Here is a 24239-nt window from a genome sequence, read left to right as displayed (position 1 = left end):
CCGCCAGGCATCCGGAGCCGGGGACCCACACGTACCACCGGGGTGAATCGGCCGGTACGGCACACGGCGGGAGCCGAAGCGGAGCACAGCTCCGGGAGTTCTCCCGCAGCCGCACGGACCGTAGGGCAGCCTTCCGTACGCCCGAACCCTCCCCCAGTGCCTGAACGGCCTGGGGGTGCCCCCACCGCTAACCCGGCAGGCGGTCCACGGAAGGAGTCGCCGGCCTTGGCGTCGCACCGCAAGCCGCGCACCCGCATACTCACCTCGCCCGGAAGCCGCCGTACGGCCGCCGGGCTCACCACCGCCGCCCTCGCCTCCGTCACCCTGCTCTCGCAGAGCGCCGAGGCGGCGCCACGGCAGCCCGCACCGACGATCGAAGAGGTCAAGCAGAAGGTCGACGACCTCTACCGCCAGGCCGAAGTGGCGACGCAGAAGTACAACGGCGCCAAGGAGCAGGCCGACCAGCAGCGCGGCACCGTCGACCGGCTGCTGGACGAGTCCGCCCGGCGTACCCAGAAGATGAACGACGCCCGGCGCGAGCTGGGCGTCTACGCCTCGGCCCAGTACCGCACCGGCGGTCTGAGCCCGACCGCGCAGCTGCTCCTCGCGCGAAATCCGCAGCAGTTCGCCGACCGCAGCCATCTCATGGACCGGCTGACCGGCAGGCAGCAGCAGGCCGTCGCCGACTACCAGGAGCAGCAGGCCGCGGCCGGGCGGCAGCGTGCCGAGGCGTCCCGGAGCCTGGAGCGGCTCACCGAGACGCAGGCGTCCTTGAAGGCGTCCAAGAAGGACGTTCAGGACAAGCTCGCCGAGGCCCGGCAGCTGCTGTCGCGGCTGACCGCCCAGGAGAAGGCGCGGCTGGCGGAGCTGGAGCGCAAGAAGGAGGCCGAGGCCAAGCGCAAGGCCGAGGAACTGGCGCGCAAGCAGGCCGAGAAGGAGCGCAAGGAACGCGCGGACCGCGACCGGCACGACGGCCCCGGCCCTGGCACCGGTTCCGGATCACCGGACGGCGGCTCCGGCGGCGGCCAGGCCGACGGCGGTACGTACTCCGGCAAGGCCGCCAAGGCCCTCGCGTTCGCCCGCGCCCAGATGGGCAAGCCGTACGTGTGGGGCGCGACCGGGCCGAACTCCTTCGACTGCTCCGGCCTGACGCAGGCGGCCTGGAAGGCGGCGGGGGTGTCCCTGCCGCGTACCACCTGGGATCAGGTGAAGGCGGGCGACCGAGTGGCGACCAAGGACCTCAAGCCCGGTGACCTGGTGTTCTTCTACGACGACATCAGTCATGTCGGCATGTACGTCGGCGACGGCAAGATGATCCACGCCCCGAAGCCCGGCGCGAGCGTACGGGTGGAGTCGATCTACTACATGCCGATCTACGGGAGCGTGCGGCCGGCATGAGAAGAGGGCCGTGGGGCGCGCCCCACAGCCCTCTCCAGTTCCTCAGCGGCCGCCGCTCACGTCCACAGCAGCGCGATGAAGATGTTGACCACCGTCAGCAGCCCCACCGCCAGGAAGAAGGGCTTGTCCACCTTCTCCTCGTCGCGCTTCACGTAGACCAGGCCCAGGATCACCACGAGTACGGCGAGCTTGACGCCCAGCTTGACGTTGTCGAGCGAGTGGTCCTGGGCCTGGTTGAGGCCGACCAGGGCGACGCCGGTCACCAGCATCGTCAGCGCGCCGTGCAGCATGGCCGGCGTGAAGCGGGCGGTGCCCGCGCTCATCGGCTTCAGCTGGGTCAGGAAGCCGCCGAGCAGCGACGCGATGCCGATGATGTGCAGGCCCACGAAGACCTTGGTTACTACGTCCATAGTGGTGGATCGTAGCCCTCGCCTATCACCGCTCCGCACTCAGGTACGCCTCATCCGGCGCTTCGGTCGGAGCCCGTACCCGACCCTTCCTCATCGCATCCCGCCGCGGTCATCCGCGCTCACCGGAGCACCGAAAGCGGGCAATGCCCGGCAACCGTTCACCTTTAGGGGGCGCCGAGGTTTAGCGTCCTCAATCAGGCGGTCGACTCCCCACCGCCGCCGGATTCCGCCCCGGCGGTCGTCGGCCGCCCCCGCCGAGAGGAAAGGCGGCGGCCCGCTCCCCCTGTTACGGGCCGCCGCCGGACCCATCCGCCCGTGCAGCGGCCCGCCGTAAGATCGGCCGCATGAACCTCCCTATAGACAACCCCCCTATAGACACGGCCGGTTCGCACTCCACGCCCTTCCCCGCCGCCCACCGGGACACCGTCCGGACCTGGGTGTACGGCTGGGCCCGCTGCCGCGGCACCGCGACCCCCGTCGCCGTCCCCGGCGGCTTCCACATCGACATCGGCCTCCCGGAGCACGCGGGCCGTTACGTCCTCCCCGCCGCGGACCCCGGTCTCCTGAGGGGCCTCGCCGCCTCGATCACCGTCCCCAACCTGTGGATCAAGGTCTGCGCCCCGCGCGAGGAGATCGCGCCGCTCCTGCCTCCGGCCTGGGAGTTCGCCGAGCCGCAGTTCCTGATGTCGGCCGCCCTGCCGGTGTCCGCCGGCCCGGTGGTGCCACCGCCCGGCTACCTGGTCGAGACGGCCGACAAGGACGGCACCGGCGTCATCGACTGCCGCGTACTGGACGCCGCCACCGGCGAACCGGCCGCGTGGGGCCGGGCCGCGCTCACCCACGCCTCCGCGCCCCCCTCGGCGGTCTACGACAAGATCAACACGGCGCCGGCGCACCGCCGCCGCGGCCTGGGCAGCCTCCTGATGCACGCCCTCACGGCCTACGCCGTCCGGCTGGGCGCCACCCACGGCATCCTGGTGGCCAGCCCCGCAGGGCGCTCCCTCTACCGCTCGCTGGGCTGGCAGTACCACGCCCCGCTCACGGCCGCCCGCATCCTCTCGCCCCCAAAGCCTTGAAGGCGTCGGGCGCCGCCCGCCGTCAGGGCTTGACCACGCCGCTCAGCCACTGGAAGACCTCCGGGATCTGGTTCTTCCACACGGCCGTGCCGTGGCCGCCCGCGCCCGGCGGGATCAGCTTCACCTTGACCGTCGTCGGCTTCTTGGAGAGCTGCTTGAGGTTGAGCCCGGCCTCGAAGCCGTCCCCGGCGGCCCCGGAGATGAAGAGCGCGGTACGCGGCGGCTTGCCCGCCTTGTTGGCGGTCTTCAAGATGGTGACCGGGTTGCTCTCGACGCGCAGTTTGGGGTCCTGGCCGGCGAGCGAGGCGGGCTCGATGGCCGGGTCGTTGAAGCCGGAGAGGCCGACGCCGGCGCGGTAGCGGTCCGGGTGGGCCAGCGCCAGCTTCGTCGCGCAGTGCGCGCCGGCCGAGTAGCCGGCCACCGCCCAGGAGTCGGCCTTGTCCTCGGCCCGGAAGTTGTCGATCACCATCTGGCGTACGTCGACGGACAGCCAGCTGTCGGCGTTGACCTTGCCCGGGATGTTGACGCAGCCGGTGTCCACGTTGCCCAGGAGTGTGGTCCGCGGCGCGACCAGGATGAACGGCTTGACCTTGCCCTGCCGCATCAGCGGCTGCACCTGCTCGGCGACCTTGAGCGTGCCCAGCCAGGACTTGGCCGAGCCGGGGAAGCCGGGCAGCAGCTCGACGACGGGGAACTTCTTGTCCGCGTACGCCGGGTCGTCGTACTGCGGCGGCAGCCATACGTAGACCTCGCCGCTCACCCCGGAGACCTGCCCCTTGAACTCGGTCTCCTGGACGCCCTGGCCGACCACCGGGTCCTTGGCCGGCCCGAACTTCGCGAGCTGCTTGGGCGCGTCCTTCGCCTGCAGGCCGCCCAGGCCGTCCGGCCCGAGGTCCTTGGCGGCTTCGACGTGGTCGGACGTGCCGAGCAGGTCGTCCCAGTTGTCGTAGAGGCTGTTGGCGTTGTTGACCACGACGAACACCATCGTGATCGCGGTGACCTGCGCGAACAGCAGCATGGCGAAGCGCGACACCGCCCGCACCACCTTCGGGCCGCGCACGCGGCTCCACAGCGCGAACGGCAGCACGACCGCGATGACCAGCAGCACGATCACAGTGAGGAAGAAGGGCGTGCCCGTCAGGCTCATCGGGGATCTCGCTTCCGGGACAGGTGGGGCGGCGTGGGCGTGGTTCTGGCCCTGCCGTCGGCAGCGAGCCTCTCCGAGGCATTAGATGGTGATACGACACGCCCTGGTTGCGCCTCGCGGGGCCTTCTTTCCGCGGGTTCTTCACCTGACGGGCAAAGTGTGGTACGGGTCACACTCCACGCGCGGCGGCGTCGGCGAGAACGGCCTCAAGCCGGGCCCGGCACTCGGCGACGAAGGCCGGGAAGGTGTGCCAGTAGTACGAGAGTCCGCTGACGCCCACCGCGATCGCCCAGGCGCGGGCGCGGGTCCAGGTCACGTCGTCGAGATCCAGGGCGTCCCGGTAGACCTGTCGTGCTTGTGGGGGCAGGTCCCAGACCGTGGAGTGCTCGGCGTCGGGAAAACCGACCGAGAGGGCTCCAAAATCGATGACTGCGTGGAGCCTTCCTTCGCGGACCAGGAGGTTGGACGGCTTGAGGTCGCCGTGGAGCCACACGTGCGGTCCGCCGGGCCCGGGGAGTGCGAGCGCGTCTCGCCACAGCCGTCCGAGAGCGTCGATGTCGAGCTCGGAACCCACGAGGGGCCGGCAGTCGTCGAGACATCTGCCGACCCACTCGTCGCATGGTTCCAGGCCGCCTCCTCGGTACCAACCGAGGCCATCTGCGCGAGTCGCGCCCATGAGATCAATGCCATGGAGTTCCCTCACGACCGCCGCCAGATCGGCTCCGAAAGCGGCCCAGTCCCGGACGGTGTCCTGGCGGACTTCGTCCCCGTCGATCCATCGGTAGACCGACCAGGCCACGGGAAAGGCACCGGTGGGCGTCCCGGCGTGGACGGGCTCGGGCACCACGCACGCGAGGAGGGGCGCCAACCGGGGCAGCCACTCCTGCTCCTTGCGCACGGACCGCGCCGCGCCGGCGGTACGCGGAAGCCGTACGAGCAGGTCGCCGCCCAGCCGGTACATGGTGTTGTCCGTGCCGGCGCCCGCGGGCGAGAGCGGCAGCTCGGCCAACTCCGGGCACTGCGCCTTCAACAAGGACCGAACCAGCGTCTCGTCGACGGGGATTTCGTTCTCGTGAAGCGTCACGCCGGAAGTGTCACCGCTGGGCGGCACGAAGGGCCAATGATTTTCCGGGCGTTGCCGGGCGGCGCTTGAACCCGGCGGTCGCTGCGCTAAACCTGACATGCGTCATACGAACGTGTGCACGATCTTGTCCTCAAGGCTGATGCCCGGGGGCGGCGCGGCCGGGAACATCGAAGTCGGCGAAAGATCGCCCGAATACGAGACCCGCCCACCACAATCCGCCCACCGCCGACCGCCCGCCGCCGGCTCCGCGCGAGCCCCCGGTCACGACCTCACGGAGACGCATCATGCACCTGCCCGCCACGAGCCGCCGCCGGACGAGACTGGCCGCGACCGGCACGGCCGTCGTACTGGCCCTGTTCGCACCGGCGACCGCCGCCACCGCCGCGCCCGCCGCCTCCCCCTCCGCCCCGGCCGCTGCGGCACACCACACCGGCCTGGACCGCGAGGCACTGGCCCGGACGCTGGAGAAGCTGCACGACGCGGGCATGCCCGGCGCCTACTCCGCCGTACGGGACGGCGCCGCGTCCTGGCAGGGCGCCTCGGGCGTCGCCGACCTCAAGACCGGCCGCCCCGCGACGCCGCAACTCCAGCACCGCATAGGCAGCGTCACCAAGACGTTCACGGCCGTCGCCGTGCTCCAGCAGGTCGGCGAGGGTCGCATCGAACTGGACGCGCCGATCGGCCGCTACCTGCCCGACCTCGTCCCCGGCGAGCGCGGCCGCAAGATCACCGTACGGATGCTGCTCAACCACACCAGCGGCATCGCCGACTACGGCTACGCGCTCTGGAAGAAGCCGGAGGACCTGGAAACCCAGCGCTTCCACCGGTGGGACCCGCGCGAGCTGGTCCGCCTGGCCCTGGCGGCACCCCCGACGGGCAAGCCCGGCGAGGCCCACCACTACGCCAACGCCAACTACGTGCTGGCCGGGTTGCTGATCCAGAAGGTCACCGGCCAGGCGCCGGAGACGTACATCTCCGACCACGTCATACGCAAGGCCGGGCTGCGGCACACCTACTTCCCGCGCTCGGCCCGCCTGACCGGACCGCACTCCAAGATGTACGAGAAGCTGTTCGGGCTGTTCGACCCGCCGCGCGAGTTCAGCGTCTACGACATGTCCTGGGCGGGCACCGCCGGTTCGCTGGTCTCGACCATGGACGACCTCAACCGCTTCTACCGGTCCCTGCTCACCGGCAAACTGATCGACCAGGCCGAACTGCGCCAGATGAAGACGACGGTGCCGACCGGCACGCCGGGGATGCGGTACGGCCTCGGCCTGCTCTCGTGGGACTGGCCGTGCGGGCAGTTCTGGGGCCACAACGGACTGGTCCCGGGCTCCGAGACCATGTCCCTGTCCACCGCGGACGGCAGCCGGCAGTTCTCCCTCGGCACGAACCTGACCCGCTACAACGAACTCGACGCGAACGACAAGCCGAAGCTGCACCCGATCGACTACGCCAAGGAAGACCTCTACGCCCAGGCCCTGTGCAACACCACCCCGAAGCGGACACCGGCACTGCCGGCGCCTCCGACGTCATGAACGGCGCTCCCGGGTCAGCCACAACCCGGTACCGGCACCGATCACCCCGAGGCCGGTCCCGACGCTCAGCAGGATGCGCGGTGCCCCGTCGGCAACCGTCATGCTGACGGCCACGTTGGCGAACAGGCAGCCGACGAGCAGCAGCCAGAGCAGAGCTTTCATGGGGTTCCTCCGTGGAGCCGGGTCCGGTAAGAGTCACCTCGACTCTCCCGCCCGGCACCCCCAGAAACGAGAGGGCCAGCCCCCCACTCGAAGGTGCACCTGACTGAACCCTCACAATGAGGGACAGATCCAGTACGACCCGGGGGATACGGGCACCATGCTCAAAGCGCTGACACGCTACAGGACCCTCTCCCCCGGCAGTCGGCGCGAGAAGGTGGAACTGGTGGCTGCCGGGCCGCGCCGCCGTCTGAGACGCCTGGGGCGGCGCGTGGTTGCGGGGGCCTGGTGGCTGGCCAAGAGCGTGGGGGGCTATGCCCTGGCCGCTGCCGTGGTGCCGCCCTTGGTTTCCTTGTTGCTTCCCACGTACCGTCTGGGTGCCGCCTATACGTATTCTCCCTACTTCGACGCAGTGCTCAGAACGGCGTCGCATACCTGGTTCTTCATACTGCTGTCGATCGTGTGGGTCCTGCCCGTCTTGTGCGTCCTGCTGGCGCTCAGGAAGCGGCTGGAGACGGCGACCCTTCGCGGGCTCGCCGCGTTCCTACTCTGCGCGCCGGCCTTGCTGACGGCCATGGTGGGCGGCGGGTCGGCCATGCTCGTCCACGTGATCACGAACGTGACGTACGCGGTGGTTCTTCTGCCGGTTCGTAGGCGGTGAGGGTGAGGTGGTCGGTGTCTTTTGCCGGTGCGACGTTGACCAGGATTTGGTTGGTCTCGTCGAAGTGCAGGGTGAAGACCGGGTCGAGTTGCATCAAGGTGTCGAAGACGTCCTGGTCGTCGTTCGTCAGGGGGGTTACGTGGGTCGCGTCGCAGGTCCAGTTGTCGTTGGTGGCGCTGATCGTGACGCGTACGTCGAAGCCTCCCAGGCTCGTTGAGCGGTTGGCCCACCACTCAAGTGTCGCGATGCCCTCGTAGGTGTCCATGGTCCGAGTATCGCGGGCAGCCGGGTGTGTTGTTCATGTGCGGGCGCGGCAGAGGGTGGCGTAGTGGTGGGTTCGCTGGGCCCGGAGGTGGTCGGCGGTTGGGTTTGGGGGTGGGGTGTCGCCTCGGCAGGGGCGGCAGAGGCCGCCCGGGAGGGCTTCGGGTCGGCCCGGTACGCCGCACCCGGTGCATTCCATGATGCGGGTGGGGGTGGGGAGAGGAGTCGATACCGGGGTGGGGGTTGGGGGCGGTGGGAGTTTGGTGGTTAGGCGGGTGCGGGCCAGGGCGCCTGGGGAGTGGACCTCGGGTGGCAGGCCGGCGGTGAGGGCTGTGACGAGGTACGCGCTCGTCGCGCCGCGCGCCAGCCATTGCGCGGCCAGGTCTTCGAGCGCGGCGCATTCGGCGGCGGAGAGGATCATGCGCGGGTCGGCGGTACCGAGGGCGGCGAGGGCCGCGTACGCCGGGGAGGCGGCCGGTGGGGCCGGGCGGGGGTTGGCGTGTGCGACGGGGCGGGAGGGTTCCGGCTGCGGCGGCGGTCGCTCGTCCGGTTGAACCTGGGGGTGCGTGGCGCCCGTCAGGAAGCGTTGCCACCAAGCGTCGTCGCGGGCGGTGCGGGTGAAGTACGTGCGGTAGACCCACTGGGAGCGCCCGTTGCCGATGGTCTCCTGGACGCGGCGGAGGTGGCCTGCGGCGGAGAGGTGGGTGAGGGCGGAGCGTACGGCTTGCTGGCCGTAGCGGGGCTGGGCGGCGGCGAGCGTCTTGACGTCCATCGCGGCGCCGTCGGGCAGCCGGTCGATGAAGGCGGCGAGGAACGCTTCGCGTTCGGGGAGGGCGGCGAAGTCCCCCGGCCGGGGCCGCGTCTGCCCCGGGGCGGAGCGTTTTCCGTAGCCGGAGGCGGCGCGGGGGTGGGGATGGCGGGGGTGAGGGCGGGGGGCTACGGGTGCGCAGGGCGCCGTAGTAGGTTTGGCTGTAGCCACGAGATCGCTGCTTTCGATCTTGGAGGTCAGACCCCGGTTCGGTGTTGGTAGCACCAGCCGGGGTTGTTTTGTGTGTTGAGCGGGCTTGCTGTCGCGACGGTAGAGGGTGACGACGGTCGGTGGCAAGCCGGTCACGCGAAGTGATGCGCGCTGGTGCGTGCGGGGTTGGGAGGGTGGGTGGGTTGTTCCATCCCGCCCGTTCCTTAGAGGAGGAGCTCGGGCCTCGGGGCCCGAAGCTCGGGTCTCAACCCCCGGAGGCGGCGAGGGAGATGAATGCCGCCCAGGCGTTGGCGGGGAAGGTGAGGCGCGGCCCGTCCGCGCACTTGGAGTCCCGGACGTGGATGACCTGGGGTCGGAAGGCTAATTCCACACAGGCGGCGCCCTCATCGTCGCTGTAACTGGACTTGACCCATTGGCACTCGGCGCTCATAGCCTTTTTGCCGCCTCCCTGATGAACTGCACCGTCTCCTCCTCACTCAGGGCTTGCATGCGGATCGTTCCGTACCGCTGGGAGTGGCTGCTGGTCTTGTCCGCAGCTGCGCTCAGGACGCTCGTGCCGTGCGCCTCGACATAGGAGTACACCTCATGGTCAGCCGTCTCCAGCAACACCAGCGGGCCACTGAGCGCCGCGGATGATGGCCGCCCAGCAGGCAGCACCTGAACAGATACGTTCCGCGCTTCGGCCACCTCAAGCAGTCGGTCAAGCTGGCGCTTCATCACCTCGGCGCCTCCCACCATGGTCCACAGCGCGGCTTCGTAAATGATGAAGTTGAACAGCACTGTCGGCTTGTCCGTGAGCACCTTTTGGCGCTCCAGCCTGGCGGCCAATCGAGCATCGATCGTCTCGTCATCCAGCGGCGGACAGTGACCAGCCATCAGTTTTCTCGCGTACTCCTCGGTTTGCAGCAGGCCCGGGATGAGGAGGCTTTCGTACCAATGGATCGCGATTGCCTCAGCCTCGATTCGCATGAACTCATGCGTACGCTCGGGATACCGCTCCGGCTTCAAGAAATCCTGCGCCGCCTCCAACATCCCATGTGCCCCGCACATCTGATCAGCAACCTGGAGCATGCGCAGCGTCGGGCGCCGGCGGCCCTGTTCCATGGACTTGACGTACTCGGCGTCGTAATTCGCTTCCTCGGCGAGGGCCTCGCGGGAGATTCCCGCGTACGTGCGCCACAGCTTGAGTTGGTTTCCGCAGTAGCGCCATGCCATCGGCGGTTGGGATGGTTCGTTCGTCACCGTGCCCACCTTTCGTCGGCACGACTGGTACAGCCTGGTGCGTACCCTTGTCGCGGCTGCTGACGGTACGCCCGCGCCGACATGCTCAGTGTCGTGAACGACGGAAATTCCCCCCTTCAGAACGAATGGTGGCTGCCGCGCCACCCCCGGAGCGCACGGCGGGCCCGCAAGTACCTGCGGGAACTGGCGGAGGTATGGCAGTTGCAAGCCGAGGTGACGGACACGGCCGTGCTCGTGCTCAGCGAGCTGGCGGCCAACGCCTGTGTGCACGCGCGGGTTTCGCGCGGGCGTTACGTCAGGGTGAGGTGCCTGCTGCACGCGGGACGGCTGCGCGTGGAGGTGGCGGACGCCGGTTCCGCAATGCCCGAGCCCCGGGTGGCGGGCGTCGACGACGAGGACGGGCGCGGGCTGGCGCTGGTCGCGGCGCTGGCGGACGAGTGGGGGGCGTACCCGCGTCCGTACGGCATCGGAAAAGTGGTGTGGTTCGAGCTCAAGGTGGCGGCTTTCTTGAACGAACGGTCAAGTATCGCCTAGGGTGCCCGCATGGGCAGAACCAAGGAGTTCGACCCGAGCGCCACCCTCCAGGCCGCCCTGGAGCTGTTCTGGCGCAAGGGGTACGAGGCGACGTCGATGCAGGACCTGGTCGAGCACCTCGGGATCAACCGGGGCAGCATTTACGCGACGTACGGCAGCAAGCACGAGCTGTACCTGCGCGCGCTCGACCGCTACTGCGAGAACGAAGGCGTGGTGGCGCTGGAACGACTGAACCAGCCGGGGCCTGCGCTGCCCGCCGTGCGCGCGTTCCTGCGCGCGTTCGCCGACGAGTCGCTGGCGGACCAGGACCGTAAGGGATGCCTGGTGACGAACACGGCTGTGGAGCTGCTGCCGCAGGACGCCCGCGCCGAACGACGTATCGAGACGGCGCTTCACGAAGTGGAGTCGGCCATCGCCGGCGCGCTGATCCGGGCCAAGGCGCAGGGCGAGCTGGAGGAAGGGGCGGATGTGCGGGCGCAGGCCCGTTTTCTGGTCACGTTCATCCAGGGGCTGCGGGTCGTCGGCAAGACGGGTGACGAGCGGCGGATCAACGACGCGGTGGAGCAGGCGATGACCGTGCTGCGCTGACGCGGTCAACTCGCAAACCCCCGCCCGCGCGGGGTCTCGCACGCCCATTTATTGGAACGATCGGTTAGGAAAAGAGGGGGAACGATGCGCGTACCACGCGCCGTGTACGTCCTGGCCCTGGGCATCTTCGCCATGGTGACCAGTGAGTTCGTCGTCGCCGGGCTGATGCCGCAGCTGGCGGCGGGACTGGGCGCCACCGTGCCGCAGATCGGCTATCTGATCACCGCGTTCGCGGTGGCGATGGCCGTCGGCGGGCCGTTTCTGACGGTCGGCGTCATGCGGCTGCCGCAGAAGCGGGCGCTGGCGGTGCTGTTCGGGGTGTTCCTGGCGGGCAACGTGCTGGCGGCCGTCGCGTCGGACTACTGGGTGATGCTGGTCGCGCGGGTCGTCACCGGCGTGGCCTCGCAGGCTTTCTTCGGGGTGGCGCTGTCCCTGTGCGCCCAGTTGACGCGCCCGGAGGTACGCGGCAGGGCCGTCGCCGTGGCCATGAACGGGCTGATGCTCGGTACGCTGCTCGGCCTGCCGATGGCCACGCTGATCGGCGAACACCTGGGCTGGCGCGCGGCGTTCTGGGTGATCGCCGTCCTCACGGTGGGCGCGGCGGTGTGCACGGCCGTGGGCGTGCCACGACCGGACGAGCGCACCGACGCGGGCGGCGGCATACGGGAGGAGCTGGGCGCGTTCCGCAATCCCCGGCTGTGGCTGGCGCTGTCCACCAGCACGCTGATCATCGGGGCGACGTTCTCCGTGTTCAGCTACTTCAACCCGATCCTCACCGAGGTCACCGGGTTCGGGGCCGGAACCGTACCGCTGCTGCTCGTGGCGTACGGGGCGGCGACCGTCGTCGGCAACACCGTCGTCGGGCGGCTCGCCGACCGGCACACCGTCGCCGTACTGCTCTGCGGACTGGTGCTGAATCTGGGGTTTCTCGTCGGGTTCGCGCTGCTCGCGCAGCTGCCGGTCCCCTCGGTGGTGTTCATGATGGGAATCGGGCTGGTCGGGGTCACCATGAACCCGGCGATGGTCACCCGCGTCCAGCGCGCCGGGAACGCGCGGGCGCTGGTGAACACCGTGCACTCGTCGTTCATCACGCTGGGCGTGATCGTGGGCTCGCTGGTGGGCGGGATGGCCATCAGCGCGTACGGGCTGCGGGCGCCGATCTGGCTGGGGGCGGGGCTGGCGGCGCTCGGGGTCGTCTCGCTCGTACCGGAGCTCGGGCGGCGGAAGCGGCGCCGCCGTACCAGCCTCGTCGTCGCGGGGGCCACCACCACGCAGACGCCGGCCCCCGCCGCCTGCGTTACACCAACCGCCGGGCCGTAGCCCACCGCGTCAGCTCGTGCCGGTTGGAGAGCTGGAGCTTGCGCAGCACCGCCGAGACGTGCGACTCGACCGTCTTGACGGAGATGAACAGCTGCTTGGCGATCTCCTTGTACGCGTAGCCGCGCGCGATCAGGCGCAGCACCTCGCGCTCGCGCTGGGTCAGGCGGTCCAGGTCCTCGTCCACCGGCGGGGCATCCGTGGAGGCGAAGGCGTCCAGGACGAAGCCGGCCAGCCGCGGGGAGAAGACCGCGTCGCCGTCGGAGACCCGGAACACCGCGTCGACCAGGTCCTTGCCGGTGATCGTCTTGGTGACGTAGCCACGGGCGCCGCCGCGGATGACACCGATGACGTCCTCGGCGGCGTCCGACACGGACAGCGCGAGGAAGCGCACGGGACGTTCGGGGTCGGCCATCATCGCGGCGGAGCGGCGCAGCACCTCGACACCGCCGCCACCCGGCAGGTGCACGTCCAGCAGGACGACCTCGGGGCGGGTCGCGGTGATGACCGTGACGGCCTGGTCGACGTCGGCGGCCTCGCCGACGACCTCCACACCCGTCTCGTCGGTGCGGCCGATCTCGGCCTGGACGCCCGTACGGAACATCCGGTGGTCGTCGACGAGGACGACCCGTACCGTGCGGGTGGGGCCGCCGGTCGGGTCATCCTGTGCGGCTGCGGCGTCGCTGCTCATCTCGTCCGTCCGTCCGTGGTTGGCGTGGGTGCGGGTGTGCGGGGTGGTGCTGGTGGGTGTTGGCTCCGGCCCGTCTCTCAATCATCCGTCATCTGTCAGCCGCCTTCCGGCGCGCGCTCCATTTCCAGCTCGACCTCGGTGCCGCCATCCGGCGCGGAACGCAGCCGGGCCGTGCCTCCGTTGCGCTGCATACGGCCGATGATCGACTCCCGTACGCCCATGCGATCACCGGGGACCGCGTCGAGGTCGAAGCCGGGACCGCGATCGCGTACGGAGACGAAGACGGTACGGCCCTCGACCTCGGCGTACACCTGCACGGCGCCGCCCTCGCCGCCGTACTTCGCCGCGTTGACCATGGCCTCGCGCGCGGCCTGCAACTGCGCGCTCAGCTTCTCGTCCAGCGGGCAGTCGCCGACGACCACGACCTCGATGGGCACGCCGTGGTGGTCCTCGACCTCGGCGGCGGCCTTGCGCACCGCCTCGGCGAGGGTGTCCGGCTCCTGCGCCTCGTCCTTGCCCCGGCCCTCCGGCTTGTAGAGCCAGGCGCGCAGTTCGCGTTCCTGGGCGCGGGCGAGCCGCGCCACCTCGCGGGGGTCCTCCGCGTTGCGCTGGATCAGGGTGAGCGTGTGCAGGACGGAGTCGTGGACGTGCGCGGCAACTTCCGCGCGTTCCTGCGCGCGGATACGCATCAGCCGCTCCTCGGACAGGTCCTGCATCATGCGCACGAGGTAGGGGCCCACGAGCAGCGCGATGCCCACCACGACGGCGATGGAAGCCTGGAGCACCGCACCGAGATGACGGACCGAGCCTTGGAGGACGAAGATACCGGTCACGCCGACGCAGACCAGCACCACACCGGCCGCGCCGCGCAGCACCGGCAGCACGCCCTTGCGGCGGCCCATCTCCAGCCACTGCGCGCGGCGCGCGTTGTCCGCCTGCCGCCAGACGAGCGCGACACCCGCGCCGATCAGCAGGACCGGCCACACATAGGCGTTGGCGCGGCCCAGCTCGAACCTGGACGCCACGATGGCCGCGCCCGCGAGCAGCGCGAACAGCGCGAAGACCTGGCCCTTGTCGGCCTTGCGCACGGCCGCCAGGCGGCCACCCCGCTCCGACGGCCCGCGCCCGGGCGCCACGTGCACGTTCACCCGGGACGCGTCCACGCCCCCGACGCCCAGCGGCACGATGAACCAGAACGCGGCGTACAGCAGCGCGCCCATGCCCTCGGCCATGAAGAGCGCGATGAAGACAACCCGCACCCAGGACACCGGCAGCCCGAGATGCCCGGCCAGCCCGCGTGCCACACCGCCCAGCATCCGGCCGTCGGCACTGCGGTAGAGCTTGCGCAGGGGCGCGTCGTCGGAGTCGGACGCCGGGGCATAGCTCGCCTCGGGCCGGGATGGAGCGGTGGTCATGACACCGATCGTCACATGTGAGGCGGGGCGGTGGCATCAGGGTCGACCCTGACGGCACCCCTGACAGTCGGACAGCCGGACAGGCGGCAGGCGGCACACCGGGCGGTCGGTCCGGGGCTGCCCCGGCAGGTCCCTTACTGCTGCTGGTCCTCGGGCAGCACGATGCCCGCCTGGACGTCGTCGAAGACCTTCTTGTACTTCTCCCACTCGGCGGCCGGCGCGGAGAGGTAGATCGCGTACTCCTTCTCTCCGGGCTTGCCGAACCCCAGGTCGATGGCGCGGTACTCCCGCGCGCTCCCCGCCCACTTCCACTCCCACAGCGCCGCCGGCTGCCCGCGGAAGGCCGTGCGGTGCATCCGCAGCTGCTGGTAGCCGGGGAACCTGCCCTCCTTGAGGGCCGCCTTCTCGTTGTCCTTCCAGTGCTGGAGGGCGTCGGTGTTCGCGAAGTCGAGGACTTCGATACGCAGGCTGACCAGCGGGTTCGCCGGATCACGGTAGTTGGAGCCGCCGCCGCCCTGCTTCTCCGTGCGGGTCCAGCCGTTCGGCAGCGGGAAGGGGAGGCCGGACGCCGGTTCCGTGACGCGGTGGTACCCGCTGGGTACCGGCCGGGTGGGCTTGGGCTTGGGCTTCGGGGTGACGGGCGACGTCTCGGGGTTCTGCGGAGCGCCGTCGGACGCCTGGACGCCGTCGCCCTGCCAGAGACCGGCGGAGTACAGCACGCCGCCCGTGACGCCCAGTACGACGACCACGGCGACGGCGCTCCACAGGAGCGCGCGGCCACGCTTCTTGGTGGGGGCGGGGGTGGCTGGGGTGGTGGCGCCGGCGGGGGCAGCGGTGGCCGGGTATGCCAGGGCGGGGTGGACCGAGGCGGTCGCGCCGTCCGCTCGGGCCGCTCCGGGGGTGCCGCCGGTCGCGGACGTATAGGACGTATAGCCGGTCGCGGGTCCGAAGCCCGTCGCGGACGTGACGCCGGTGGGGTTCGTGCCGCCGGTCGATTTCGTGTCGTCCGTACGGTCTGTACGGTCTGCGGGTTCCGTACGGCCCGTATGCCGCGTATGTCTCGTGCCGCCCGTATCGGCCATACCGTCCGCGCCGGCGCAGGGCGCCGACGGGTTCGCCCACGTCGTGTCCGCGTCCGCGGCCGGTACGCGCAGCGCCTGCTCGACGGCCTGGGCCGTGGGGCGGTCCGCGGGTTCCTTCGCGAGCAGCGCCTCGATCAGCGGGGTCAGCGGGCCGGCGTTGCGCGGCGGGTCCAGCGGGTCCACGGCGATGGAGTACGCCGTCTCGACCGCCGTCAGCTTGCGGAACGGCGGCCGCCCCTCCAGCGCCTGGTAGAGCGTCGCGCCCAGCGCCCACAGGTCCGAGGCGGGGCCCGGCGTACCGCCCTTGACCCGCTCAGGAGCGAGGTAGTCGATGGAACCGACCAGCTCGCCGGTCTTGGTGAGGGTGGACGTGCCGGAGGCGACCGCGATGCCGAAGTCGGTGAGGACGACCCGGCCGTCCTCGCCGAGCAGGACGTTCCCCGGCTTGACGTCGCGGTGCAGGACACCGGCGGCGTGCGCGGCGCGCAGTGCGGCGATCATGCCGCGGCCGATCCGGGCCATCTCGCCCAGCGGCACCGCGCCGTCCGCCGCGGTGGCCTCCTTGATGACGTCGCCGAGGGTGACGGAGGGCACGTACTCCATGACGATGCACGGCAGCCCGGCGTCGTCCACGACGTCGTGGACGCTGACCACGTTGGGGTGGTTGATGCGGGCGGCGGCCTGGGCCTCGCGGCGGGTGCGCTCGTTGCGCCGGGCCAGCTCGTCGGCGTCCAGCTCCGGGGAGACGTGCAGCCGCTTGACCGCGACCTGCCGGCCGAGCAGCTCGTCATGGGCCAGCCAGACGGTGCCCATGCCGCCCCGGCCTATCTCCTCGACCAGGCGGTACCGCCCGGCGACCAGTCGCCCGTCGTCCACCGCCGCCTCCGTCACCGCGCCGCGCCCCTTCGGTTCCCCCCGTACAGATGTCCGGCGCAACGATAGTCGTCCGAGGGCCGCCGGAGGTGGGCCGGGGCGCGGTCGCCGGACGCGCGCCAGGGCCTTTTTCACGCAGCGCGCCGCGTTCGTGCTGGTCTGTGCCAATCGCTCAGCCGAGCGGTGCGGCGATCTCCGCGCGTTGGCTTTCGTTGTCGGAGAGGAACGACGCCAGCGCCTCGGCCTCGTCGGCCACACCGGTGCGCTCCGCCCGGGAGAAACGGCGCAGTGGGGTGACCGTCACGGTGCCGTCCGTGACGGTCCAGGTCGCGGCGACCCGGCCGTCGACCAGGACGACGCGCGCGCCGGTGACCGACAGGCCGCGGTGGGCGTCGTCGATGATCCGGCTGCGGTCCTGGTAGCCGAGGATCGCGTTGTCGAACGCCGGCAGGAACCGCACCGGCGCGGGTGTGCCGGGGTCGGGGCGCGGCGCGTCGGGCAGGTCCAGCAGCTCGCGGCCCCGCTCGTCGCGGAAGGTGACCAGCTCCTCGCGTACGGCGGCGACCGCGGCCGGCAGCCCGGCGAGGCCGCACCAGGCGCGCAGGTCGGCGGAGGCGGCAGGGCCGAAGGCGGCCAGGTAACGCCGTACCAGTGCCTCACCGGCAGCGTCGGAACCGTTCGCGCCGGAACCGTTCGCATCGGAGCCGTTCGTATCGGAACCGTTCGCATCGGAGCCGTTCGCATCGGAGCCGTTCGCGCCCGGCGGGTCGATGTCGCGGCCGAGCCAGGTGGCGAGCGGGACGTTGCGTACGCCGCCCTTCGTACGCCAGAGCCCGCGCGGTGGCAGCTGCACCATCGGGATCAGGGCGGCGACCAGCATCTCCCCCAGCGGCCGCGGCCCCGGCTCCGGCCAGCGCCCGGCGACCGCCCGCGCCAGCTCGGGCATCGAGCGGGGCTCGCCGTCGGACATGACGGCCAGGCCCGCCGCGGTGAGTTCGTCGAGGTCCACTCCGGCCAACTCGCGGCGGTAGGTGGCGAGGACCCGTTGGCGCAGCATCGCGTCGTGGCGGGCGCGCCAGGCCAGGACGTCGTCGGCGGTGAGGAGGTGGACGGTGCGGCGCATGAGGTGGGTGCGCACCACGCGCCGTCCGGTCAGCAGGTCGGAGAGCGTGGCCGGGTCGAACGCGTGCAGCCGCGACCAGAGCCCGACGAACGGTTCCTGCGGTTCCTGCGCCTGGAGGCCGCACAGGTGCGCGACGGCGTCGAGGACCGGTACGTCGGCGCGGTCCAGGAGCAACTGCCGGGCGAGCGTGGCGCGGTTGAGCGCCCGGGCGTCGAGAACGGTCACTGCTGCTTCCCTGCTTTCGATCACGTGGTGTACCGGATGCCGGGTGCCGGATGCCGGGTGCCGTCACCTTGCCTGGCATCGAGGACAGGGCGTGTCCTCTTTGAAGCGCCCGGACCGAGCCCGGACGCCGTTTCGGTGATCTCAGGGACCAACCAGGGTTCCCACCGATGCCGCCCGCCCGTAGCGCTTGCCACCATGGGCGCATGAACGATGCTGCCCCCGCCGACGAGACGACGGGCCCCGCCGGGGCCGCGTCCTCCCCCGCCGGCACCCCACCGGACTCCGATGCCGCGGGCCGCCCTGAGCCGCAGGCGCCCCTGCGCCGCAGCCGGCGGCACAAGGTGGTCTCCGGTGTGTGCGGGGGCCTGGGGCGGCACTGGGACCTGGACCCGGTGATCTTCCGGATCGTACTGGCCGTGCTGGCGGCCTCGGGCGGCATCGGCCTGATCGTGTACGGCTTCGCCTGGCTGCTGATCCCGCTGGACGGCGAAGACGAGAACGAGGGCCGCAAGCTGCTGTCCGGCCGGGTCGACGGCACGGCGCTGACCGCGCTGCTGTTCGCGCTCGTCGGCTGCGGCTTCTTCCTGACCTCCCTGGCCAACCGCGGCGTGCTGACCTTCACCGTCATGCTCGCGCTGGCGGTGGGCGGCTCGGCGTACTGGTCGCGGCAGCGCCGCGCCGCCGGTACGGAAGGGCCGGGCGCCGCCGACCCGGTGACCGCGCAGGCCGTCGCCGACGCGCCGCCCGAGACGACGGCGCCGCCCACGCCGAACAGCCCGTCCTGGTGGCGCGACCCGCTTACCAAGGAGGGGCTGCCCCATACGGGATACCTGTGGGGGCCCGGCGACGCTCCGGCCGCGTACGGGGACGGGTACGGCGCGCACAGGACGCGCGCGGGGGCGACCGCGTGGGCCGGGCCCAGGGAGCGGCGGTGCTCCGTACCGGCCCGGCGCCGCCGCACCGGCCGTTCGATCGGCGGCTGGACGTTCCTGCTGGCGCTGGTCGCGGGCCTGTCGGTGGCCGGCGCCGCCTCGAACGACCACCGCCTGTCCACGATCCTGGTCGCCGGGCTGTCCGCCGCGCTCGTGGTCTTCGGCCTCGGGCTGGTCGTCAGCGCCTGGTTCGGCCGGACCGGCGGCGGCACGGTCTTCATGGTGATCCTCACGTCCCTGCTGCTGGCGGGCGCCGCGGTGCTGCCGAAGAACGTCACCGCCGACTGGAGCAACCAGACGTGGATCCCGCTGGACGCCGCCTCCGTACAGCCGAGTTACGAACTCGGGGCGGGGCGCGGGGAGCTGGATCTCAGCGAGGTGCCGTTCAAGAACGGGCAGACGGTGCGCACCCGGGCCTCGGTCGGCGCCGGGCAGCTCCAGGTGGTCGTGCCGGCCGGCGTCACGGCGCGGCTGCACATCGACGTCGGCCTCGGCGACGTACGGCTGCCGGGCGAGACGTCCAGGGACTTCCACCTGGCGGCCGACCAGGAGCAGACCGTCACGCTGCCCGCCGCGGGCTTGAAGAAGGGCGAGAAGCCGCGCGGAACGCTGGACCTCGACTTGGAGGTCGGCGCGGGCCAGGTGGACGTACGGCGCGCCGCCCCGTCCGCGGCCCCCACCCCCACCCCGACCCCGCCCGCGACGCCCACCCCCGGAGGACAGCAGTGAAGCGCCACCCCTTCGAGCCCGCCCGACTGATCACGGGCCTGACCGCGCTGGGCGTGGGCGGCGCTTACGGACTCGAAGCGGCCGGGGCGTGGGACCTGCCGGGCGCGGTACCGGTACTGGCCGTACCGGCGGGGTTGTGCCTGTCGGGAATCACGGCGGCCGTCTGGGGCGCGGTACGCAGGCGCCGGGCGAGCGCCACCCAAGGTTGAGGACCAGGGCGTTTCTGCGGAGGTCCGTCAGAAGCGCCCTAAGCGGCGAGGTAGTCGAAGACCGGCTCGGCGGGGGCGAGGGTGAGGTCGGTCAGGATGTGGCTGGCGTCGACGACCTCGCGTACGGGCAGGTCGGCGAGGGGCGCCATGACGTGCTCGAAGAGTTGGAGACGGGCCGGGCCGCGCCAGGCTTCCTTCACGGTGATGTCGGTGATCCGCATGCGGACCAGGTCGCAGACGCGGGGCCGGAAGTCGTAGCCGGGGACCGTCTTGACGGCGTAGGTGGGCACGGTGATCTGGGCGCGGGCCTCTTCCGGGTCGAGGGGCTGCCACTTGTAGGCCATGGTGGCGGTGGCGACGCGCTCGCTGCCGTAGTCGAGGGTGCCGACGAGGGCGCCGCGCTCGTGGCGCAGCGCGGGCTCGCCCGCGACCTTCGGGTAGGCGCTCAGTTCGCGGCCCGCGGCGGTGGCGCCGAAGGAGTCCAGGTACATGACGTGCAGGTACTCGCCGTGTTCGGCTCCGTGCCGGACCGGGATGACCTGGCCGCACTCCGTGTAGGGACCGTAGCCGTCCACCTCGCCCATGCGCATGACCTCGAAGCGCACGAGGGGCTCGTCGATCTCCAGCGGCTCCGGGACCACCGCGCGCAGGGCGTCGGGGTCGGTGCGGTAGACGACGTTGAAGTACTCGCGGTCGGTGAAGCGGGTGGGGCGCGGGGGGTAGAGCGGGACGGTCAGGGGGGTGGTCACCGCGGCGGTCACCTGGTCGGCGCGCATGGGTTGCTCCTCGGGTCGCTAGGGCGGCGGGCGCCCCTCCAGTTGCATACAAGGTGTATCGGATACACACTGTATCCAGAAGTTGGGCGGTACATCCACCCGCGTTCGCCACTCATCCCCACCCGCGTCCGGCCCCGCTCCCGCCCCCGCGGGGCCACGAGACAGGAGCAGCAGAGCAGCCATGAGCTTCACCCCTCCCCCCAACCACCAGGACCGGCCGGTCGCCGTCATCGGCGCGGGCACGCTCGGCCGCCGCATCGCCTTGATGTTCGCCACCCGCGGCGGCCTGGTCCGCATCTACGACCCCGCCGCCGAAGCGGGCGAAGCAGCCTGCGCCTACGTGGCCGGCGAGCTGCCAGAGGTGGTGCAGACGATCGACGGCGGCCGGCCCGGCACCGTCGAGGCATCGACCGACCTGACGCGCGCCCTCGCGGACGCCTGGCTCGTCGTCGAGGCCGTACCGGAGCGCCTGGACCTGAAAAAGCGCCTCTTCGCGGACCTGGACGCGCTCGCCGAGCCGGACGCCATCCTGGCCAGCAACTCCTCCTCCTACGCGACGAGCCACCTCGTCGACAGCGTCCGCACCCCCGAGCGCCTGCTGAACCTGCACTTCTACATGCCGCCCCGGCAGAACGCCGCCGACGTGATGTCCTGCGGCCACACCGACCCCGGCGCCATCGGACTGCTGATGAAGGTGCTGCCCGACTACGGCATCCACCCGTTCGAGGCCCGCCGGGAGAGCACCGGCTTCATCTTCAACCGCGTCTGGGCCGCCATGAAGCGGGAATGCCTCGCCGTGGTCGCCGACGGCGTTTCCACGCCGGCGGACATCGACCGCATGTGGCAGGTCAACACGGGCGCTCCGGCCGGCCCTTTCCGCCTGATGGACGCCATCGGCCTGGACGTCGTCCTGGACATCGAGAACCACTACGCCGCCGAACGCCCCGGGCTGCCCGAAGGACCCCGTGAGCTGCTGCGCACCTACGTGGAAGCGAACCGCCTCGGCGTCAAGACCGGTGCCGGCTTCTACGACGACTACCAGCGGCAGGGCTGACGGCAGGCCCGGAACGGGCGGGCACGTACCCTTCGGGAGGAACCATCACCTGCAGGGAGCGGTACGTGCCCAAGTCACCCACCAAGCGCCGGCCGGCCACCGTCGCCGCGCTCACCGACAGCGCGCTCACCCTCTTCGCCGAGCGCGGCTTCCACGCCACGTCGATCAGTGACATCGTCCAGCAGGCCGGCCTGACCCGCGGCGCCTTCTACTCCAACTTCCGCGACAAGGAAGAACTCTTCCTCGCCCTGTACGACACGCACACCGACCGGCTCCTGGCCGAACTGCGGCGCCAGGTCGAGACCTTCACGGACGACGCCGACCCGGTGGCGCGCGTCTTCGACCTCCTGGCGACGCACGACGCGCAGGAGCGTTCCTGGTTCCTGGTCTCCATGGAGTTCACGCTGCACGCGGCGCGTCACCCGGATGTCGCGCGAGCCCTCGCCGAGCACGAGGAACGTCTCAACGCCGGTCTGGCCGAGATCCTGGACCGCTGCCTCGCCTCCTCCGGGCACGCCGCCGACGTCTCCTCCGCCGCCCTCGCCCGCCTGGTCGTGGCCCTCTACGAGGGCCTCACCGCCATGCGCGTCACCCACCCCACCGCCGACACCGACCCCACCCCACTGGCCCGCCGCGCACTCCCCCACCTCGTACGCGCCCTGGGAACACCCCAGACCTGACGGCGGCTTCGGCACGGACCGGGCGTCGCGCCGTACAGTCCCTGATCAAGCCCCGGTCGGCTCCGTCGGGTACGGCCCCGAGTCGATCGACGGCATGGCGGCGCCCCTTCCCGGCCTATCCGAACAGCTGCCGCCCCTGCCTGCTGCGCCGTGCCGCCAGGGCCGCGTCCAGGGACAGCATGGGCGCGCCCGCCAGTACCAGCGGCAGCCACGCCATCAGGTACGCCAGGTCGTTGCCGTAGTAGTACGGCTCGGTCGCCCAGCTCACCGTGAGCCACAGGCTCAGCGAGATCAGCGCGCCGCCAAGCGCGGCGAGACGGGCCACCAGCCCGAGGAGCGTGGCGATGCCGACCGCCAGTTCGCCGGCGGCGATGGCGTAACCGAAGCCCGCCGGGTTCTTGAGGGCGAAGTCCACCAGTTGGGGCACGGCGGAGGTGTCCCGTACCTGCCGCATCAGCTCACCGACCGAGCCGGTGCCGCCCGACGCGAAGAAGGCCGGGTCGGTCAGCTTGTCCAGCCCGGCGTAGACGAAGGTGACGCCGAGGAAGATCCGCAGCGGCAGCAGCGCGTACTGCCCCATCGCCCGCCGCGGCCCGCCACCGCGGCCCGCCCCGCCCAGCCCGGCACCGACCGCACGATCCGCGTGGCTCATGGCATCCGCCTCTCCGTAGCCGCCGGACGCGGACGATGGTGCCCGCGCCCCCATGCCTCACAAGGGATACGGACGCGTTTGTACCCGGTGTTCAGCCCCAGGGCCGTCAGGCCGGGCCCCCGCGCGGCGGGCCCGGCGTCAGTCCTGCACGTCGATCGTGCAGGCGTTCGTCTCCACGCCCGCCGCCGTCACGACCCTGACCTCCACCCGGCCCGGCTCCACGTCCGCCGGTACGGGCACGGTCAGCACGCCGTCCGTCGGATTGCCGAAGCCGCCGGCGACCGGAACGAGCGGCACGTGCACGTGCACCGCGCCGATCCGTACGACGGTGCGCGCCAGCAGGTCGGGGTTCTCGGCGCCCGGCGGGACGAACCCGGCGCCGCGGATCTCGATGTCGTCTCCGGTCCTGATGGGCGCGGCCAGATCGCCCGGCTCCCGGGCCCGCACGACCGACAGGACGACCGGACGGCCGCCCTCCGCGTACTTGCCCGCCAGGTACATGAGCGACCCGATCACGACGACGGCGGTGCAGGACCACGGCAGGTCCGGGAGCCTGGACGGGTCGCGGGCCAGCCTGACCAGGGCGAACGACACGGCCGCCACGTTCAGCAGCAGGTACTGGATGTCGGTGAGGCTGCCGCGCCCCGCGTCGTCCGTCAGCAGGTCCCCGGCGCGCGGCCGGTCGGCGCGCACCTTCTGGAGCCTGCGGGCCTGGATGCGTACGGCGACCACACGGCGTACCAGGACGGCCACCGCGCAGGTCACCGCCAGTACCGTCAGCAGCCCGGCGCCGCGCGGCAGTTCGAGGCCGTCCAGCAGGGCACGGCGCTCGTCCGCGTCCGCCGCCGCCAGCTGGAAGGCTTGTACGAGGACGGCGTACGCCACCGGCAGCAGCCAGCCCGCCGCGACCGTGCGCGAGGTCGACAGCCGGTTGTCCTCGCCGACCAGCGGCGCCAGCGCGCCTCCTCGCGCGCGGTGCCGCCACGCCGCGACCGTCAGCGCGAGCGCCAGGACCACGGCCGCGGCCAGGCCCGCCGTACGCGCCACCGTCCAGCCGGTGCCGATCGCGGTGAGGGCCTGCACGATCACCAGGGCGCCCACGCCGCCCCACAGCACCAGCAGCGTGTACCGCCACACGGCGTCCAGCCAGGCCGTGCCCTCGGCGGCGGCCCGCTCGGCGACCGCGCGGGCCGACAGCGCCAGTTCGTCCGAGACCCACTGCCGCGCCGCCCCGGCCGAATGGGCGAGCGCCGCCGGGACGCCGCGGCCGGCGGCGTACTCCTCGCGCAGCGCCACGAACGCGGCGACCGCCCTGCGATGCCCCTCGCGCGCACCGCGCGGGCACCTCCCGCAGGTGCACTCGCCGTCGCCGCCCAGCTCACCGGCCCCGGAAGCCCCGGCCAC

General features: G+C 71.5%; 26 protein-coding genes. 11 read left to right on the top strand and 15 right to left on the bottom strand.

Going from position 1 to position 24239, the window contains the following annotated elements; all coding sequences use genetic code 11:
* The first annotated feature begins 225 nt into the window (after positions 1-225).
* Positions 226-1398 carry an NlpC/P60 family protein gene (locus ACH4OW_RS15600; protein WP_398028039.1) on the top strand — a complete coding sequence of 391 codons (1173 nt, stop codon included), beginning with the start codon at positions 226-228 and terminating at the stop codon, positions 1396-1398.
* Between the two features lie 56 nt (positions 1399-1454).
* Here the strand turns inward: ACH4OW_RS15600 and ACH4OW_RS15595 are convergent, their stop codons facing one another.
* On the bottom strand, positions 1455-1808 hold the full coding sequence (locus tag ACH4OW_RS15595) for a hypothetical protein (protein WP_360125972.1): 354 nt from the start codon (positions 1806-1808) through the stop codon (positions 1455-1457).
* A 437-nt stretch (positions 1809-2245) separates the two neighbouring features.
* Between ACH4OW_RS15595 and ACH4OW_RS15590 the strand changes: the two genes are divergently transcribed.
* Positions 2246-2884: a GNAT family N-acetyltransferase gene (locus ACH4OW_RS15590; protein ID WP_398028037.1), complete on the top strand. Its 639-nt coding sequence runs from the start codon at positions 2246-2248 to the stop codon at positions 2882-2884.
* Between the two features lie 22 nt (positions 2885-2906).
* Here the strand turns inward: ACH4OW_RS15590 and ACH4OW_RS15585 are convergent, their stop codons facing one another.
* Both ACH4OW_RS15585 and ACH4OW_RS15580 read right to left on the bottom strand, forming a co-directional pair.
* The gene (locus tag ACH4OW_RS15585; protein ID WP_398028035.1) at positions 2907-4031 is read right to left on the bottom strand and encodes an alpha/beta hydrolase; all 1125 of its coding nucleotides are present in this window, start codon (positions 4029-4031) and stop codon (positions 2907-2909) included.
* 169 nt (positions 4032-4200) lie between these two features.
* Entirely contained in the window at positions 4201-5115 is a 915-nt protein-coding gene (locus ACH4OW_RS15580) for an aminoglycoside phosphotransferase family protein (RefSeq protein WP_398028033.1), read from the bottom strand.
* 284 nt (positions 5116-5399) lie between these two features.
* Here ACH4OW_RS15580 and ACH4OW_RS15575 point away from each other — a divergent pair, with 284 nt between their 5' ends.
* Positions 5400-6653, top strand: coding sequence for a serine hydrolase domain-containing protein (locus ACH4OW_RS15575; RefSeq protein WP_398028031.1), 1254 nt, complete (start codon positions 5400-5402; stop codon positions 6651-6653).
* Here the strand turns inward: ACH4OW_RS15575 and ACH4OW_RS15570 are convergent.
* Positions 6648-6815, bottom strand: coding sequence for a hypothetical protein (locus ACH4OW_RS15570; RefSeq protein WP_360125960.1), 168 nt, complete (start codon positions 6813-6815; stop codon positions 6648-6650). The two genes, ACH4OW_RS15575 and ACH4OW_RS15570, sit on opposite strands and share 6 nt — an antisense overlap.
* Positions 6816-6972: 157 nt before the next feature.
* Between ACH4OW_RS15570 and ACH4OW_RS15565 the strand changes: the two genes are divergently transcribed.
* On the top strand, positions 6973-7473 hold the full coding sequence (locus ACH4OW_RS15565; RefSeq protein WP_398028029.1) for a hypothetical protein: 501 nt from the start codon (positions 6973-6975) through the stop codon (positions 7471-7473).
* Here the strand turns inward: ACH4OW_RS15565 and ACH4OW_RS15560 are convergent.
* The 4 genes from ACH4OW_RS15560 to ACH4OW_RS15545 form a co-directional block, all read right to left on the bottom strand.
* The gene (locus ACH4OW_RS15560) at positions 7424-7738 is read right to left on the bottom strand and encodes a hypothetical protein (RefSeq protein ID WP_398028027.1); all 315 of its coding nucleotides are present in this window, start codon (positions 7736-7738) and stop codon (positions 7424-7426) included. The two genes, ACH4OW_RS15565 and ACH4OW_RS15560, sit on opposite strands and share 50 nt — an antisense overlap.
* 33 nt (positions 7739-7771) lie before the next feature.
* Positions 7772-8713 (bottom strand): hypothetical protein, encoded by a 942-nt coding sequence (locus ACH4OW_RS15555; protein ID WP_398028025.1) that lies wholly within the window; start codon positions 8711-8713, stop codon positions 7772-7774.
* A gap of 244 nt (positions 8714-8957) precedes the next feature.
* Positions 8958-9143 (bottom strand): DUF397 domain-containing protein, encoded by a 186-nt coding sequence (locus ACH4OW_RS15550; protein ID WP_360125953.1) that lies wholly within the window; start codon positions 9141-9143, stop codon positions 8958-8960.
* The gene (locus ACH4OW_RS15545) at positions 9140-9955 is read right to left on the bottom strand and encodes a helix-turn-helix domain-containing protein (RefSeq protein WP_398028023.1); all 816 of its coding nucleotides are present in this window, start codon (positions 9953-9955) and stop codon (positions 9140-9142) included. Before ACH4OW_RS15545 ends, ACH4OW_RS15550 begins: the two co-directional genes overlap by 4 nt.
* 93 nt (positions 9956-10048) lie before the next feature.
* Here ACH4OW_RS15545 and ACH4OW_RS15540 point away from each other — a divergent pair, with 93 nt between their 5' ends.
* The 3 genes from ACH4OW_RS15540 to ACH4OW_RS15530 all read left to right on the top strand — a co-directional run bounded on the left by ACH4OW_RS15540 (position 10049) and on the right by ACH4OW_RS15530 (position 12397).
* Positions 10049-10489, top strand: a complete 441-nt coding sequence (locus ACH4OW_RS15540) for an ATP-binding protein (RefSeq protein WP_360125951.1) — start codon at positions 10049-10051, stop codon at positions 10487-10489.
* 9 nt (positions 10490-10498) lie between these two features.
* The gene (locus ACH4OW_RS15535) at positions 10499-11077 is read left to right on the top strand and encodes a TetR/AcrR family transcriptional regulator (RefSeq protein ID WP_398028021.1); all 579 of its coding nucleotides are present in this window, start codon (positions 10499-10501) and stop codon (positions 11075-11077) included.
* An 84-nt stretch (positions 11078-11161) separates the two neighbouring features.
* Entirely contained in the window at positions 11162-12397 is a 1236-nt protein-coding gene (locus ACH4OW_RS15530; protein WP_398028019.1) for an MFS transporter, read from the top strand.
* Here the strand turns inward: ACH4OW_RS15530 and ACH4OW_RS15525 are convergent.
* The 4 genes from ACH4OW_RS15525 to ACH4OW_RS15510 form a co-directional block, all read right to left on the bottom strand.
* Positions 12375-13085 (bottom strand): response regulator transcription factor, encoded by a 711-nt coding sequence (locus ACH4OW_RS15525; RefSeq protein WP_360125945.1) that lies wholly within the window; start codon positions 13083-13085, stop codon positions 12375-12377. The two genes, ACH4OW_RS15530 and ACH4OW_RS15525, sit on opposite strands and share 23 nt — an antisense overlap.
* A gap of 95 nt (positions 13086-13180) precedes the next feature.
* The gene (locus tag ACH4OW_RS15520) at positions 13181-14500 is read right to left on the bottom strand and encodes a PspC domain-containing protein (RefSeq protein WP_398028018.1); all 1320 of its coding nucleotides are present in this window, start codon (positions 14498-14500) and stop codon (positions 13181-13183) included.
* Positions 14501-14634: 134 nt separating this feature from the next.
* The gene (locus ACH4OW_RS15515; protein WP_398028016.1) at positions 14635-16458 is read right to left on the bottom strand and encodes a serine/threonine-protein kinase; all 1824 of its coding nucleotides are present in this window, start codon (positions 16456-16458) and stop codon (positions 14635-14637) included.
* Between the two features lie 169 nt (positions 16459-16627).
* Positions 16628-17803 (bottom strand): winged helix DNA-binding domain-containing protein, encoded by a 1176-nt coding sequence (locus ACH4OW_RS15510; protein WP_398028014.1) that lies wholly within the window; start codon positions 17801-17803, stop codon positions 16628-16630.
* Between the two features lie 203 nt (positions 17804-18006).
* On the opposite strand from ACH4OW_RS15510, the gene ACH4OW_RS15505 reads away from it, so the two are divergent.
* Together ACH4OW_RS15505 and ACH4OW_RS15500 are read left to right on the top strand one after the other, a co-directional pair.
* Complete coding sequence (locus ACH4OW_RS15505) at positions 18007-19464, top strand: PspC domain-containing protein (RefSeq protein ID WP_398028012.1); 1458 nt, start codon at positions 18007-18009, stop codon at positions 19462-19464.
* On the top strand, positions 19461-19673 hold the full coding sequence (locus ACH4OW_RS15500; RefSeq protein ID WP_398028010.1) for a hypothetical protein: 213 nt from the start codon (positions 19461-19463) through the stop codon (positions 19671-19673). Before ACH4OW_RS15505 ends, ACH4OW_RS15500 begins: the two co-directional genes overlap by 4 nt.
* Positions 19674-19711: 38 nt before the next feature.
* Here ACH4OW_RS15500 and ACH4OW_RS15495 read toward each other — a convergent pair whose 3' ends face one another.
* Entirely contained in the window at positions 19712-20449 is a 738-nt protein-coding gene (locus ACH4OW_RS15495; protein ID WP_360125933.1) for an acetoacetate decarboxylase, read from the bottom strand.
* A gap of 181 nt (positions 20450-20630) precedes the next feature.
* On the opposite strand from ACH4OW_RS15495, the gene ACH4OW_RS15490 reads away from it, so the two are divergent.
* Both ACH4OW_RS15490 and ACH4OW_RS15485 read left to right on the top strand, forming a co-directional pair.
* Positions 20631-21503 (top strand): 3-hydroxyacyl-CoA dehydrogenase family protein, encoded by an 873-nt coding sequence (locus tag ACH4OW_RS15490; protein WP_360125931.1) that lies wholly within the window; start codon positions 20631-20633, stop codon positions 21501-21503.
* Positions 21504-21568: 65 nt separating this feature from the next.
* Entirely contained in the window at positions 21569-22183 is a 615-nt protein-coding gene (locus ACH4OW_RS15485; protein ID WP_398028007.1) for a TetR/AcrR family transcriptional regulator, read from the top strand.
* A 115-nt stretch (positions 22184-22298) separates the two neighbouring features.
* On the opposite strand, the gene ACH4OW_RS15480 is transcribed toward ACH4OW_RS15485, so the two are convergent.
* Both ACH4OW_RS15480 and ACH4OW_RS15475 read right to left on the bottom strand, forming a co-directional pair.
* Positions 22299-22835, bottom strand: coding sequence for a DoxX family protein (locus tag ACH4OW_RS15480; RefSeq protein ID WP_398028005.1), 537 nt, complete (start codon positions 22833-22835; stop codon positions 22299-22301).
* A gap of 138 nt (positions 22836-22973) precedes the next feature.
* Positions 22974-24239, bottom strand: a complete 1266-nt coding sequence (locus ACH4OW_RS15475; protein WP_398028004.1) for a hypothetical protein — start codon at positions 24237-24239, stop codon at positions 22974-22976.

The organism is Streptomyces sp. NPDC017056, assembly GCF_044332485.1.
Classification (GTDB): Bacteria; Actinomycetota; Actinomycetes; order Streptomycetales; family Streptomycetaceae; genus Streptomyces.
The sequence above is the reverse complement of the archived record's forward strand: the minus strand, read 5'-3'. Positions and strand labels throughout refer to the sequence as shown.